The sequence below is a fragment of the Streptomyces sp. NPDC048424 genome (assembly GCF_040651555.1).
In the GTDB taxonomy this organism is placed as follows: domain Bacteria; phylum Actinomycetota; class Actinomycetes; order Streptomycetales; family Streptomycetaceae; genus Streptomyces.
This window is the reverse complement of the sequence record NZ_JBEZKE010000005.1, coordinates 343,160-356,337: the sequence shown is the minus strand read 5'-3', so window position 1 is coordinate 356,337 and position 13,178 is coordinate 343,160. Positions and strand designations below refer to the sequence as shown.

At 68.0% G+C, this 13,178-nt stretch carries 15 protein-coding genes and 3 pseudogenes; 7 read left to right on the top strand and 11 right to left on the bottom strand.

From position 1 onward, the window contains the following. Window positions 1-70 precede the first annotated feature (70 nt). Window positions 71-799, top strand: coding sequence for an HAD-IA family hydrolase (locus AB0D29_RS10350; RefSeq protein WP_362853105.1), 729 nt, complete (start codon window positions 71-73; stop codon window positions 797-799). Between the two features lie 186 nt (window positions 800-985). Here AB0D29_RS10350 and AB0D29_RS10345 read toward each other — a convergent pair whose 3' ends face one another. Together AB0D29_RS10345 and AB0D29_RS10340 are read right to left on the bottom strand one after the other, a co-directional pair. Then, window positions 986-1,411 carry a transposase gene (locus AB0D29_RS10345; RefSeq protein ID WP_362853104.1) on the bottom strand — a complete coding sequence of 142 codons (426 nt, stop codon included), beginning with the start codon at window positions 1,409-1,411 and terminating at the stop codon, window positions 986-988. A 527-nt stretch (window positions 1,412-1,938) separates the two neighbouring features. Beyond that, window positions 1,939-2,622 (bottom strand): maleylpyruvate isomerase N-terminal domain-containing protein, encoded by a 684-nt coding sequence (locus AB0D29_RS10340; protein WP_362853103.1) that lies wholly within the window; start codon window positions 2,620-2,622, stop codon window positions 1,939-1,941. A 441-nt stretch (window positions 2,623-3,063) separates the two neighbouring features. On the opposite strand from AB0D29_RS10340, the gene AB0D29_RS10335 reads away from it, so the two are divergent. Together AB0D29_RS10335 and AB0D29_RS10330 are read left to right on the top strand one after the other, a co-directional pair. After that, window positions 3,064-3,303: a hypothetical protein gene (locus AB0D29_RS10335; RefSeq protein WP_362853102.1), complete on the top strand. Its 240-nt coding sequence runs from the start codon at window positions 3,064-3,066 to the stop codon at window positions 3,301-3,303. Continuing rightward, window positions 3,300-3,995, top strand: coding sequence for a hypothetical protein (locus AB0D29_RS10330; protein WP_362853101.1), 696 nt, complete (start codon window positions 3,300-3,302; stop codon window positions 3,993-3,995). Before AB0D29_RS10335 ends, AB0D29_RS10330 begins: the two co-directional genes overlap by 4 nt. A gap of 173 nt (window positions 3,996-4,168) precedes the next feature. On the opposite strand, the gene AB0D29_RS10325 is transcribed toward AB0D29_RS10330, so the two are convergent. Next, window positions 4,169-4,402 (bottom strand): hypothetical protein, encoded by a 234-nt coding sequence (locus tag AB0D29_RS10325; protein WP_362853100.1) that lies wholly within the window; start codon window positions 4,400-4,402, stop codon window positions 4,169-4,171. Between the two features lie 104 nt (window positions 4,403-4,506). Here AB0D29_RS10325 and AB0D29_RS10320 point away from each other — a divergent pair, with 104 nt between their 5' ends. After that, window positions 4,507-5,472 (top strand): hypothetical protein, encoded by a 966-nt coding sequence (locus AB0D29_RS10320; RefSeq protein ID WP_362853099.1) that lies wholly within the window; start codon window positions 4,507-4,509, stop codon window positions 5,470-5,472. A gap of 92 nt (window positions 5,473-5,564) precedes the next feature. Here the strand turns inward: AB0D29_RS10320 and AB0D29_RS10315 are convergent, their stop codons facing one another. The 4 genes from AB0D29_RS10315 to AB0D29_RS10300 all read right to left on the bottom strand — a co-directional run bounded on the left by AB0D29_RS10315 (window position 5,565) and on the right by AB0D29_RS10300 (window position 7,910). Further along, window positions 5,565-6,119: a hypothetical protein gene (locus AB0D29_RS10315; protein WP_362853098.1), complete on the bottom strand. Its 555-nt coding sequence runs from the start codon at window positions 6,117-6,119 to the stop codon at window positions 5,565-5,567. A gap of 122 nt (window positions 6,120-6,241) precedes the next feature. Next, entirely contained in the window at window positions 6,242-6,457 is a 216-nt protein-coding gene (locus tag AB0D29_RS10310; RefSeq protein WP_362853097.1) for a hypothetical protein, read from the bottom strand. A 75-nt stretch (window positions 6,458-6,532) separates the two neighbouring features. Next, window positions 6,533-6,697 (bottom strand): hypothetical protein, encoded by a 165-nt coding sequence (locus tag AB0D29_RS10305; RefSeq protein WP_362853096.1) that lies wholly within the window; start codon window positions 6,695-6,697, stop codon window positions 6,533-6,535. A 136-nt stretch (window positions 6,698-6,833) separates the two neighbouring features. Further along, window positions 6,834-7,910, bottom strand: a complete 1,077-nt coding sequence (locus tag AB0D29_RS10300) for a hypothetical protein (RefSeq protein WP_362853095.1) — start codon at window positions 7,908-7,910, stop codon at window positions 6,834-6,836. Between the two features lie 317 nt (window positions 7,911-8,227). On the opposite strand from AB0D29_RS10300, the gene AB0D29_RS10295 reads away from it, so the two are divergent. Then, the gene (locus AB0D29_RS10295) at window positions 8,228-8,380 is read left to right on the top strand and encodes a hypothetical protein (RefSeq protein WP_362853094.1); all 153 of its coding nucleotides are present in this window, start codon (window positions 8,228-8,230) and stop codon (window positions 8,378-8,380) included. Window positions 8,381-8,618: 238 nt separating this feature from the next. Here AB0D29_RS10295 and AB0D29_RS10290 read toward each other — a convergent pair. Together AB0D29_RS10290 and AB0D29_RS10285 are read right to left on the bottom strand one after the other, a co-directional pair. Then, a pseudogene (locus AB0D29_RS10290) lies at window positions 8,619-8,876 on the bottom strand (flavoprotein); the annotation flags it as partial. Window positions 8,877-8,940: 64 nt separating this feature from the next. Continuing rightward, window positions 8,941-10,197, bottom strand: coding sequence for a hypothetical protein (locus AB0D29_RS10285; RefSeq protein ID WP_362853093.1), 1,257 nt, complete (start codon window positions 10,195-10,197; stop codon window positions 8,941-8,943). Window positions 10,198-10,457: 260 nt separating this feature from the next. Here AB0D29_RS10285 and AB0D29_RS10280 point away from each other — a divergent pair. After that, window positions 10,458-10,775, top strand: a pseudogene (locus tag AB0D29_RS10280) (transposase); the annotation flags it as partial. Between the two features lie 125 nt (window positions 10,776-10,900). Here the strand turns inward: AB0D29_RS10280 and AB0D29_RS10275 are convergent. Continuing rightward, window positions 10,901-11,332 (bottom strand): VOC family protein, encoded by a 432-nt coding sequence (locus tag AB0D29_RS10275; protein ID WP_362853092.1) that lies wholly within the window; start codon window positions 11,330-11,332, stop codon window positions 10,901-10,903. 979 nt (window positions 11,333-12,311) lie between these two features. Between AB0D29_RS10275 and AB0D29_RS10270 the strand changes: the two genes are divergently transcribed. Continuing rightward, the gene (locus AB0D29_RS10270; RefSeq protein ID WP_362853091.1) at window positions 12,312-12,689 is read left to right on the top strand and encodes a VOC family protein; all 378 of its coding nucleotides are present in this window, start codon (window positions 12,312-12,314) and stop codon (window positions 12,687-12,689) included. Between the two features lie 101 nt (window positions 12,690-12,790). Here AB0D29_RS10270 and AB0D29_RS10265 read toward each other — a convergent pair. Further along, a pseudogene (locus AB0D29_RS10265) lies at window positions 12,791-13,163 on the bottom strand (IS481 family transposase); the annotation flags it as partial. Window positions 13,164-13,178: the final 15 nt, after the last annotated feature.

Below are 13,178 nucleotides of genomic sequence, written 5' to 3'. Positions count from 1 at the left end.
CATCTGCTCATGCACGGCGGGGCAGCGACTCGGTCTCGTCCTCGCGTGACCGCCAACGAAAGAGCAACCGATGCAACCGATTGTCCTATTCGACCTAGACGGCCTTTTGATCGACTCCGAGCCGATCTGGGACGCGGCAAAGCGTGAAGTGTTCGGTCCGCTTGGCCTGCACCTCACAACGGAGATGCAGGCGGCGACGCGCGGGCTGCGGCAAAGGGACATGGTGGCCTACTGGTTCGATCGGGCCACCATTCAAGCCGACCCCGACGACGTCGAGCAGCAGATCGTGGCCGCCGTGTGCCGTAGGTTGGAGGGAGTGGCGCTGAAACCCGGCGCCGAACACGCCGTCGCGGCGTGCGCGCGTGCATCGAGGGCGATGGCCGTCGTGTCATCTTCGCCGGAGTCGGTGATTCGGCATGCGCTCGCGAGCACCGGCCTTGACCGATCTTTCGATGCCGTGTTTTCGGCCGAAGACGACGAACACGGCAAACCCCACCCGGGCGCCTATCTCCGCGCAGCCGCCGCCCTCGGCGCGTCACCCGACGAATGCATTGCGATCGAGGACTCGCTCAACGGCGTCCTCGCTGGCGTGTCAGCCCAGATGACCGTCGTCGCCGTTCCCGAGGCCGCTGATCGCTGCGATCCTCGCTTTGCGATTGCCACCCTGGTACTGGAGTCCCTCAAGGATCTCGACACCTCTGTATTCGGCGCGTATGTGTCCAGGGGGAGCCGGGACGCCACGTGGGCATCACGTGCTGCGGATCCTCAACCGTTCCGCGAACCAGATCGTGCTGTATGACGCCCTCGATCGTGGGTTCGGGCCTTCACGGGTGAAGGCCCGAACCCACCTCGGGACGGTTCACGCTCGCCGCCGGGCCAGCCGGCGGCTCATGAACATCGTCATCGACCACAGCACCATCTGCTCATGCGCGGCGGGGCAGCGTCTCGTAGTCGCGCACCAGGCGCCGCGAGAGCATCAGCCAACTCAGCGTGCGTTCCACCACCCAGCGTCTGGGCAACACCACGAACCCCGAGGCGTCGTCGCTGCGCTTGACGATCGCCAGAGCGAGCCCCAGTTGCTGCTTCGCCCAGCCGACCAGACGACCCGCGTACCGCCGCCGGCCCACACCAGGACGATCCTGCGGCAGCAGGCCCGGACACGTTCCAGCAGCGGCATCACGGCGTCCCTGTCGGTCACGTTCGCCGCGGTGACCATCCCGGCCAGCAACAGCCCCAGGCAGTCGACCACGATGTGCCGCTTGCGCCCCGGCACCTTCTTGGCCCCGTCGTAGCCGCGGGTGGCCGCCGCCCGCAGTGACTGCGCTTCGATCACCGCCGCGGTCGGCTCCGGATCGCGGCCGGCCTCCTCGCGGACCAGGCCGCGCAAGAGGGCCCATTCCGCGTCCGTCATGTCCGACAGTTAGCGCGGTGCACGTCCAGGGCGATCACCTGCGTTCCCGAACCTGTGAGCGAGGCAATCACACGATGGGGCAGCCCAGTTGGACTCCACCCACACGAGACCGTAAGACTGCAACAACAGGACCTCCTGGTGCGCTCCGGCTTCGACAACCAGGAGCTGAACCGGAGGCCCTGCCTTCATGCGCGCACAAGCGAGAGATCACCCGACAGAGTCGCCGCACTCGAACCGACGTCCACCACGATTGGTACGACAACAGCTTCTTATTTCAACCCTCTTCCCCGTAGGGTCTGCCGTTGACGCGCTCGGACGAGGCGGGGTCCCACCCGGACAGCTCGCATCCAGGCGTGGCGCTGCTGAACCGAAGCGCGAAAGTTGTCACCCTCGGGGCGGGGTGAGCTGGCCGTTGGGGCGCGTGGAGCAAGCTGGTTGTCACCGACGAGACATGCGGCCCCTTCTTTGCCTTCTTTCGTCCCGGCCACTTGATCACGGCGGTGACCTCTCCGGCTGCGGGCTGGTGGCTATGCGAACAGGGGAAATCGGGCGGCATCCACACCCAAGCGCTCTCGGTCGCTACCGGACAACGACGCGCGTCCTGTCGCCACGCGCGCGTACTGCGCGTCGTCCCACGGCACCGGCACCGGGTGGCCGAGTAGCCCGTCCAGCGTACGGCGCGTTTGACCGAGCCCTTCTGCCGAGGGTCCTGGTGCACCGGGAAGCGACACGACGAGGTCAAGATGGTGGATCGTCGCCTCGACGGCGAGCGTGCGGATCAGATCACCGGCACTCAGTACGTGGCCCTGGGTGGCAACGTACTGGTCGGGCGCGGCACCGGCCGCGGCGTCAACCACTGCGGCTACCGTCTGCGAATACAGCTCGCACAGCTGGTCGACGTGCAAGAACATGCTGGCGACGACCCGAGTGAACCTCCGGCCGTTGGCCGCGCCTACGGCGTCCGGGCGCCAATCCTCCCAGTAGGTGACCGCGTCCCGGTCCGGCGTCCGTCCGGCAGGCGTGTGCAGCGCCACCAGGCCGCGCTGCGCGTCACTCAGGCAGTGGAAGACCAGGTCGCGCACAGACCATCCGGCGCAGCCGGTCGACAGCCACGAGCGCTCATCTGTGATGGTCGTGACGACGGCGTCGAAGGCACCGTAGGCCGCGCGCAGTACGTCGGCCGGACACCGTCCTTCCTCCTCGTAAGGCATGCCCGCGAGGATAAGACGGCTGCCTGTCGAAGAACACCCCGCCGGCCCACCCGCCCGCGTCGGAGAGAGGTACACGGGCACTGTGCCAATCCACTCGATCCGTGCGCCTTCCGGTGGTGTTCGCCAGCACGGTGACAGCAAGTGCGCCTTTGTAACGACAACCCTGCGTCGGCACACGAATACGGTTTATAGCAGCCTTGGAATTCTGCCGTGTCAGACCCGGAATTCCAGGGACACGACGTGTGTGGAATCCGCGCGCAGGCCAGCGGCCCGGGTGCCCCATTCCGTGAAAGCTGGTTGGCGAGCTGCTGCCGGTTCCAGATCGCGTCCTGGTGGGCGCGGGCGAGGACACCGATGGCCTGGGCCAGGTCGCCGTCCGGCGAGGGGACCGTGAGGGGCAGTGAGGAGAAAACGGTCACGCCGAGCAAGGACGGACAGACGGTGAAGGAAGTGCACAAGAACGCCCACGGCGACGTCGTCCGTAGCGGAGGCCTGAGCGAGCACCACAAGGCCGACGGCACGGTCACCAGGGACTACACGTACAAGGACCACGGCCATGTGACCTCACGCACGCACACCGTGGAGCGCACCGGCCAGGACGGACATCGGCACGTCGACGGCTGGCGGGACTCCACCAGCCACGGCCGGACGACCAGGGAACCGATCCACGAGGTCAAATGAGGCGTACGCCGAGCCGGGGGACGCGCCCGTTCGAACAAAGGTGTCGCCGTGGACGACGAGCAGGGGGATCCGGTGGGCGCCGGCTCCCCGATCCTGCAGCTGCGCTGCCCCGTGGACGTGGCACCTGTCGGCGTCGGGCCGACCTGGTCGGTGGCCGCGATGGCATCCCGGGACGCCGAACGCTGCGGCGTGGTCGCCGTCGGTTCCGAGCCGGAGCACCTGACGCCTTCCTGCACCACCGGCCGGTCGGGGAACTTTACGGCATCGGCCGCGCCCAGGAGCAGTCCCCCGAGGCGGTCCGTGCCGCTCTGCTGTCGCTGGCGGTCGAGCTCGGCGACCGACTGCGGACCCGGCGGCAGGCGGCCAAGGCGGTCACGATGACCGTCACCTTGGCCGACCGCTCCCAGGTCCACCGCAGCCGCCAGCTGCCCGGCGGCCCGACGGCGCACACCGAGGACCTCCGCGACATCGCGTACGAGATGTACCGGGCGCTCGGCTTCCAGCGGGCCCGGGTGCGCGGCATCGCGCTGCGCTGCGAGCAGCTGGTGGACGCAACCGCCGTCGCCGAGCAGCTCTCCTTCGACCTGGGCCGGGAGCGCCGGCTGCGGGCGGAGAAGCCCATCGACCTGCTCAACGCCCGTTTCGGGTCCGGCACGGTGGGGCCGGCAGCCAGTTACCGGCAGACCGGTTGACGTGCGGTTCCCCTCGAAGTCCTCTGTGCGCCGATCAGGGGCACCGTGCCTGTCTCTGACCGCCCGCACGACGGCGGCCCAGGACGTCCGGGCGCCGCCGGGATCGCTCGGAGGCCAGGCCCGGCCGGGCACTCCTCCGTCCGGCCGCCTGTGCGAACATCGCACGCGTCCGACTACCTGCGGGAGGCGGAGATGAAGCCGACGACGACCCCCATGATGGTGATGATGAGGGCCACGCCACCGACCGCGACGGTGAGCGGTACGGCCAGAGCGGGGTGCGCCAACGTCACGTAGAGCAGACCGGCTCCGATGGCGAGAACGACGAGGACGAGAACCAGGACGAGGAGGGGCAGGACCGGGTTGGTACCGCCGCTCGAAGGCGGAGTGCAGGAGCAGTTGTTCGTCATGAGCACAGGCTCGCCGCGATCACCTGCGGATCCAGGCCGACAAAATCGGGGGTGTTTCCGGTCGGCCCGGCTCGGCGTCGGCAGGATCTTGGGATAGTGGCCGCGTGGCGGGAGAGATGCGGTTCGAGAACACCGAGATGTCGCTCACGACGGAGGGCATCGTCCTCGGAGGCCTCTACGGATGGCCGGGGTGGGTGGTCGAGGCCGACATCTACTGGCCGACCTGGAGCGCGCGGGAGATCCGTGACATTGCACCACCAGGGACTCGGAGCAACGCCCGAAGGCCGTGCGACGACGCCGAGCTGGTCACGCGGATCCGGGGAGCGGCGGAGGCATGCCGAGAAGCGCCCCGCAGCTCGATCTGGCTGCTCTCGCTCGGCTTTCCCACGCCCCACAAGAAGAGGCCGAACGGCCCGCAGCTGCGGGCCGCGACGATCGCCACGATGTACGACCACGCGCGCCACCTCGGGCTCTCCCCCAGGCGCGCCATCTCGGAGGTCTACGCGCTCCCGGTAATCGACGAGGGGAAGCGGACGGAGTACTCCCGCAAGCTGGAGCGCTGGATCGAGCGGGCCCGCAAGACGGTGAACCCCGAGACGGGCCGGCCGTACCTCCCGGCCTACGAATCCGAACTGCACGCGCCGCGGCAGTGGCCGATCGGCCGCCACCCCCTCGAACCCCGCCGGGCACGCCCCGCACTGCCGGAGCCCGTCCGGGAAGGACCGTACGCGGGCCGAACGCTGACCCTGAAGGTGACACGGACGTCACCGCCGGAGCAGACGGCACGCGAAGTCGAGGAGCGCGGGGAGCGGATCGGCCCCGACCTGATCGTCGAGGGCCGATGGTCCGACGGCAAGGAACTGCCGCCCCTGCCGCCGCTGCAGGCGGACAGCCCCGGCGAAATGATCCGCCGGGTGCAGGCCCTGGTCAAGGAACTGGAAGGGCGCTACCCCGGAGCCAAGGTCACGGCGAAAGGCTCACAGGGGGACCGTGACCTGCGGCGGAACCACCGACCAGGGGCCGTGCCGAGGTCGTGGGCCGCCGGTGGGCCGCCAGGCCGTCTCCTCTGATCGAGCAACTGTGTGAAGCAAGTTTTCCAGTGATGTTGTAACGGGGCGAAAGTCGCCTTGAGGCCTGCGAGTTGGCGTGCGCAGGGGCCGATTCACCCAATTCTGCGTAGTTGGTTGTTCTTGATGTTCGTCCAAGTGACAGTCACTGTGGCGTGATCGTCGGGTTCTCCCTCGTCGTTGTTTTCGACGTAGAAGGACCTAGTTCGCGATTGCCCCATCGGAATGATGGTCGGGGTGTCGCCGATGAAGCCGAAGTCGAGACCGCCATCCTGGTCGTTCGTGAACACGCTCGCACCCTCGAAGAACTTTACGTGACCGTCTTTTATGGTGATGGAACGATCGCTGTTGAGGCGGGCCCGGTAGTCAATTTCTACCCTAATCTCCGTGGGGCACGTTCGGGAGAAGGAGAAATCTCGGGAGAGGTATCGGACCGTCTCCCTGGAATAATCGCCGCGGCTGCAGTGTTTGTTTTTGCCGAAATCTTCCTTATTCAGGATCTCATAGGTGATGTTGCTGACTAGCGTCGCAGTCGGCTCTTTTTGGAGGGCCGAGTGCGCGGGGCTTCCCAGCGCGGTGGTGGCCGCCATAAGAAATGTGGCAGACATGACCACAAGGGCCCGCCTGCGCTTGCGAGATGAACGGCTCATGTCTGCTGGCCTCCTTGGGCTCCATTGCCAAGCAGTTCTATCTTCAGTAAAGCGCCTCCTCGTCAACTTGGCCTGTCGGCAGGAAGGTTGCCGATTCAATTGTTGAGGAATGTGCGACTGATTCATTCGCAATGGCGCGCGTCCGCGTCGAGAGTGTCGAAGAGGTATTCGCTGGGCTTGCTCTCCGGGCGCATCATGAGGAACGGGCTGAAGAAGAAGTCCTCGGGAAGCTCGCCTCGCTCCTGGGCGGCCTCGGAAGCCTGCCAGGTGTAGAAGTTGGAGATCAAGTATTCGAGGACCGTCCACCTTCCTTCCTTGCGGGCGAAGTTGCTTCCCACGCGGATCAGCGGCAGGCCCGCCTCCCGGCACAGGCGGTCTTTCCGCTCGTCATTGGACCGGGCGCGATCATTTGCTCAGCGGCTGGAGCCGTCGATCTCGATGGCGAAGCGAGGCAGCGACTCCTCATCGGCGATGACGAAGTCCAGGTGGGTCTTCATGGCGTAGGTCAGATCGGACGCGGAGGTGCCGGGGACCACCTCGACGTCTATGACGTCGGCCAGGCGGGACTCGAGGGACATCTGGTCGCCGTTGCATGGACGGCCTTGTCTATGAGGTGGTGGCCAGCTCCTCGCCCCGGTTGACGGTGAGGCGTTTGATCGCGCTAGGGCTCATGTCAGGTGTGTACCCGACGCGGGACCGGTTCGCAGCTCCTCCTCACTCCTCGCCGCTGATGTGCCCGTCCGTGGTCGCCTTGGGGCGCTTGGTGCCACGGCGCTGATCGCGCAGGGCGGCGAGCAGCTCTTCAGGGTCGGGCTTCAGCCCGGTGCCCAGGTACCGGATGCCCTCCCCTTCGGGTGCCGTGTCCGCGCTCTTCCCGATCGGGTGGCGCCGGCTGGTGGCGGTCCGCCAACCGAAGCGCGAGTCCCACACCAGGGCCGGCGCCGGCTGGCCGGTGTCGAGCGGAACGGCGGCGGCGAGGTGTTCTCCGTCGGGCTGGCGCATCTCCACCTGGGCCTCCTGGGCGATGCCGGCCGCGGCCAGGAAGTCGGCGGTGTGCTGCAGGTACGGCTGGGCGCTGCGGGCGCGCAGCTCGCGCTCGGCGATCGTGATCGCGCCGCGGTGGGTGGCGGTGGGGTAGCCCAGCTGGATGGCGGCGGCCTTCGGGTCGAGGTCGGGCTGTGCCTCGACGAGGTCGGCGATCCGCCGGCCGCGCAGGGTGGCCAGGCCGGACTGTGCGGTGGGGAACTTGGTGATGCCCAGGGTGTCGGAGACGGCCTCGACCGTGACGGCCGGGTCGGCGTCCAAGAGCTCGGCGATCCGCGGCAGGATCTCGTCGCGGGGGATCATGTCGCCGCTGCCTTCCCGGCGGCCGCCGCCGGCGCCGCGGCCCGGGCGGTTGTTCTTGTACTCGAGGACCAGGCGGCGGGGCCAGTGCTCGGTTCCCTTGGGGCCCTCGGGCACGAGGGCGACGCCGGCGGCCAGGTCCGGGTCCCTCTTGTAGGTGTTCCAGGTCACGGGGGCGATGCCGAGGAGTTCAGCGGCCTCGTGGCGGTCCAGGAGGTCCTCGTCGTCGTCGACCTGGGGCAGCTCGGGGATGGGCTGGCCGGCGTAGTAGGCCTTGGTCTGCTCCGAATCCCAGAGCTGGGCCCGGGAGGTGGGCGAGCTGATCGGCGCGGGGTGGCCTTCCGCCGCATACGGCTTCTGGTTTCGGACGGTGACGAGCTTCTTGCCGAGCGCGTCGGCCAGGTCGGACATGCTCTGGACGTACTTCAGGCGTCCGGCGCGGATCATCTTCTCCTCCAGCAAGGGGGGGCGGGGCGCTCGTGGCGCCCCGCCGACGGGGCGTGTCAGTCGTTCGAGGAGTCGGGCAGGCAGAACAGGTTGCACGGCTCGCCGGCCTCGGTGCCGCATCAGTCTCGGGTGCGGTTCCTTGCCGGCCGCCGGCTGCCGCGTGCCCCGCGCGCTCAGGCTCCCGCATCCTCTTCACCTTCCCGCTTCCGGCCGACTGCTCCTGCGCTGGCCTCGTTGCAGTATCTATCACTTGGAGGCCGTGATGCGGATCGTCTTCGACCCGGCCGAGCAGGAGGCCCTGCGGGCCGACGCGGGAAATGGCTGACTGCGACCCGAAGATCGCCTACGTCCTGGAGCGACTGGTCGGCGAGGGTGTCGACCTGGACCGCGTCACCGCCTGGGAGGACCTGCGCGAGAACCTCGGCCAGCCCCCGCTCGACGACGCCGCTCCCACCTCGAACGTCGCCTGATGGGGCGGCACGCCCCGAAGCGCGCCCGCATCGTCTTCTACGACGTGGCGCAGGAGCAGATCGAGAAGATGACGGAGGCCGAGCGCCTCCGGCTGGATCCCGCGCTGGTGGCCATCTCCAGGAATCCCGAGATCGGCGTCCCCTCGAAGCACGGCGCGATCCGTGAACACCGCGAGGACGGCGTCCGGATCCTGTACGTGCCGACGGCCGGCGCGCACCGGGGCGCGATGGCATCTCCGGGACGAGAGACGAAGGGAGCAATCAGGTCAAGGCCTTCCTCCCAGCAGAAACGATCCGCTCCCCCGCCCGCCTTGGGGTGGTGCGGCTCGTGGCTGCCCATCAGAACACCCATCTCACGAAGTTCAGCGAGGCTCCGCCGGTATGCGGGGGGCGCCGCCAAGGCGGAGTTCACGTACGGCAGGACAGCGGTCGGGATGTCCATGCCGTATGCCTAGCAGAGAATCGCCAGCGCGAGGTTGTCGGCGAAACCCGCGGCGTCCCGGGGCGAGTTGAGGGGGCGGGCGGGACGGCCGTCGGGCCAGCCCCGCCCACCCCGCTGGTCACTCGGCCACGATCTCGTTCACGAGCCACGCCCCGAGTTCTTCGGTCATGGTGGTGTGGCCCTCGTTGCGGCCGGCGCAGTGGAAGGCGTCGAGCTCACTGTCGCCCGCGGCGATCGGGCGGTACAGCGCCTTCGGGTCGTTGATGTCGCCGGACGCGACGGCGCTGATGGCGGGGATGAAGCAGGACGTGGTGGTGACGTCCGGGTCGACCACGTTGCCGAGAAGGGTCATGAGGAGCGCGGCGAGGCCGAAGCTTCCGGTGTCGCCGACCGGGGACTGCATGGTGAACAGGCCGCCGGGAGCGCCGTCGATGTCGGGCAGCCCGCTGGTGCGCACCGTGATCGGCTCGTCGCCGGCCTTCTGCAGCCTGGCGACGATCTGCTCGCCCTGGGCCTGGATCTTCAGCCAGGTGTCCTGCAGCGTGTCACCGTCGCCCCGCACCGCGATCGAGCCGGCCTCGGCGCCGTTTCCGACACCGGTCTTCACGCCGTTGGCGACACCGATCTTGCGGACGGTCCGCGGCCATCCCCCGACTTCGTCGAGCTTGCGGAGGAACGCCAGCCGCTCCGGTGCCTGCTCCGGCTCGGCGTCGGCCTTGCCGATGTGCCACCGCGCCAACTCCTTCGCCGCCGGGCTGTTGAGCAGCCCGGACAGCTGGCGCAGCACGGGGCCCAGCGTGGGGTTGTCCCCCCACTGGTCCGTCGCGTAGTGGGTGAAGGCCTGGAGGGAGACCGGGAACCACGCCCCGTGGTGAGGAGTGTCGTAGGAGAGGTAGGTGGCGGTCTCGTGGTCCGGGAGGGCGGGGTCCTTCTCCATCCTGGCCAGCGCGTAGCGGGTGATGAGCCCGCCCATGCTGAAGCCGCCCACGGCCAGCTTCGCGTCACCCACCCGCTCGGCGATGGCCCGGCGGATGCACTCGATCGCGGTCTCGGCGTTGGCCGTCATCGGGGCGGTCCGGTCGTGGTAGCCGAGGATGATCACATCGCGGCCGGCGCTGTGCAGTTCACTGATGAAGCGGTAGTTGCCGTTCTCCTCCAGCCCGTGCCAGAGCTGGTCCAGGTTGGTCGATCCACCCGAGAAGCCGTCGGAGAGGATGACGGGCCGAATGAGCTGCCGGCGGTTCAGCGGGCTGTAGTACACCCAGGCCGTGCCGCCCTCCAGCGGCCACTCGGCGTGCGCGTCCGGCGCGGGAGGAAAGGAGGAACGGGCCTGCGGGGAGGCAGGCCCCCAGATGTCAACGACGGTGTTGGACATACTTGGTCGACTCCTTGCGTAGTCATGGAACCACCGCACGCACGCGCGGTGATCCGGGACGGGCAGGGAGGTCCGCGGACCCGGCCGCTCCCTGCCGCACGGCATCCTCACACCATGCCCTCGGCCGCTCCCCGCACCTCTGACCAGGGAAACCATCCCTCCGAGTGATCATCTTCAGCATTCGGTCGAGACGCGGAGCACCAAAATCGTTTCGCCATCAGGGGGTTACCCGAGGGATCCCTACGGCTAAGGGTTGTCCCGTGATCGACCAGCTCGGCCCGCTCATCGCATTCCAGCCTCGGCGCCGGTTCGCCAAGGACACCGTGCCGGTCGTCGACGGCACCCTGGTGCCTACCCGGGACCACAGCATCGCTGAACAGCCGAAGAACCACCGGTACTCCACCAACCACCAGGTCGTCATTGACGCGGATACCCGCCTGGTCGTCGTGGTCGGTGAGCCTTTGCCCGGCAATCGCAACGACTGCCGGGCACGGGAGGAGTCTGGCGCGAAGGCCGCCGTGGGCGGGACCCTCACGATCGCCGACGGCGGCTGTCCGGGCACCGGCCTCCTCATGCCCCCCCCGGGCGAAGAGATGCTCGGCATCGCCCGACTGCACACCTCGCTCTCACGGGATGGCTTCTGCCGCATACGAGACCTGAGAGGCCCCGCGAGACGGCTCCCCCTCGCAGTCTCGGAGGAGAATCAGGCGAGGCAGAACTCGTTGCCCTCGATGTCCTGCATCGTGATGCACGACTCGTTGACGCCGTCGGCGCGCTGCGTCAGCACGTGTTTCGCGCCGAGCGCCGTCAGCCGTGCGCATTCGGCCTCGAGTGTGGCCAGGCGCTCGTCACCCACGAGCCCTGTGCCGACCCGCACATCAAGATGCACCCGGTTCTTGACGACCTTGCCTTCGGGAACTCGCTGGAAGAGCACGCGCGGGCCCACACCCGAGGGATCAGTGCACGCGAAGTAGACCTCGTCCTCAGGCGGCAGCGAGTGGTGGTACTCCTCCCACGTGGCAAAGCCCTCCGGGACTGCCGGTACGACGTACCCCAGCACCTCGCACCAGAAGGCGGCGAGGCGCGCAGGTTCCGCGCAGTCGAAGGTCACTTGGAACTGCTTGATCGTTGACATCGGCGCACGATAACAGGGGCCCCGCTCATCTCCCCGGGCGGGTGGATCCGCACGTTGCCGGGAGGACGGCCCCTGCCATCCACTGCTGTGTCGTGCGGTCACAGGGGTGAACCGAGGTCGACGCCTCTTCCAAGGGTGGGACCCAGGATCCGATCTCAGCCGACCACTCTCGTGCCAAAGATCAGTTACGGGACAGCCCTTGGCATCATGCTGGGCCCCAGAGCGCAGCCTCGCTGCCCCCCGCCCCCCTGCCGCGTCCAGACCATCCGACGAACCCTTTGACGACTACGCTCCGTACAGCCTGCTGCGCCGAGCTCGAGGACCCCGTCCACGGTTCCTTCGAGACCGCCGGAAGACCTCCGACTAACTGACGAGCTGTCACCAAAGTCAGCATTGGTCCTGGCAAAGCCTTCAGCGCGGACGTAGCCTGGGTGGAATATTCGGCGAGTACGTAGTAGGTGCCCGCTGTCGGGCAGTTGTTGGAGTCCGGTTCGATCAACCGGACCGCATATGTTCTCAGCGGGCGGGTGTAGGTGGCCGACCCGGAGACGGTGTTGTCGCCCGCGTCACAGGAGGTATTGCCCCCCGTCCAGCACCGACAGCTTGAAGCCGTCGCCGTATTCGCCCCTGGGACCGATCCTCGGCATGGCGGCGGAGACACTGGCGTTCGTCATGGCGTCGAGGTCCAGCCACTATTTCTGCTTACCCCAGGGCAATGTGGTCACGCCAGGTTCAGCCGGCGGCCAGAGCGGGTGCGTCAGCGGTGCTCGTCGCGCCCCGGACGGCTTCGGACTCCTTGTCAAAGACGTACGGACTGTGTCGCCCGCGGCCAGCGCCCGGTCCGGTAACGCAGCCACCGCACACAACGCAGGCGTCGCCATGACAAGGGGCCGAATCCGGCCAGGCATCCGAGCGTCCAGGAATCCCCATTCCCTGATGCGCTTGTGCGCGCTCTCAGGCGAATGGCACAGTAGGCCGAATGATCGGACATCTTTACTCCGTGGTCATCGACTGCCCCGACCCGGATGAGCTCGCCAACTTCTATGAGAAGCTGCTGTCGCTCTCACGGCAGCCGGACACCGGCGAATTCGTCGTCCTCAAGAACGCGGCGGGGTCTCCGGTGGTCCTCTTCCAGCGGGTAGACGACTATCGCGCGCCGAGGTGGACTGAATCCGAGCACCCTCAGCAAATGCACCTCGACGTGATGGTCGCAGACCTCGATGAGGCTGAAGCCCAAGTGCTCGCCCTCGGCGCGACGCTACTCGAAGGTTCGGACAAGCCGATCGGTTACCGCGTCTACCAGGACCCCGTCGGCCATCCCTTCTGCCTGATCACCCCTGAAGGAGCGGGAGGCTGACCTCGCCCTGCGGCCTTGCCGTTGGTTTGCGGCCGGTAGGCGCGGGTGGGTTTGCCGCTCGCGCCGAGGCCGGCCAGGACGGCCTTCCAGGCCTGGCCTTTGCGGTAGGCCCAAGTTGTCCGTCAGGACCGGTTCGATGCGGGTGATGCCCTGGCTGTGGAAGAACCCGCAGGTCGTGACTTTCTCGTCGGGGTGGATCTCGCTGTAGGCCGGGCGGGAGTGGTCGTCGACGGTGGAGTGGATGTAGTCGATGCTCATGCGCGGACGGGCCGGCCCGCTTCGCGGCCCAGGACCCGGTGACCGCCGCCGTCGGGGATCCGGCCGAGTTTTTCACGTCGACGTGGACGAGTTCACCGGGCCGCCTCTCGCGTTCGTAGCGGCGGATCACGGTCCCGGTCGGGTGTCGCACCAGGCCAGCCGCCTGAGTCCGTGCCGGGTCGGGATCCGGGGCACGGTCGAGGCGGGCAGACCCAGGACCGTGCCGAGGTG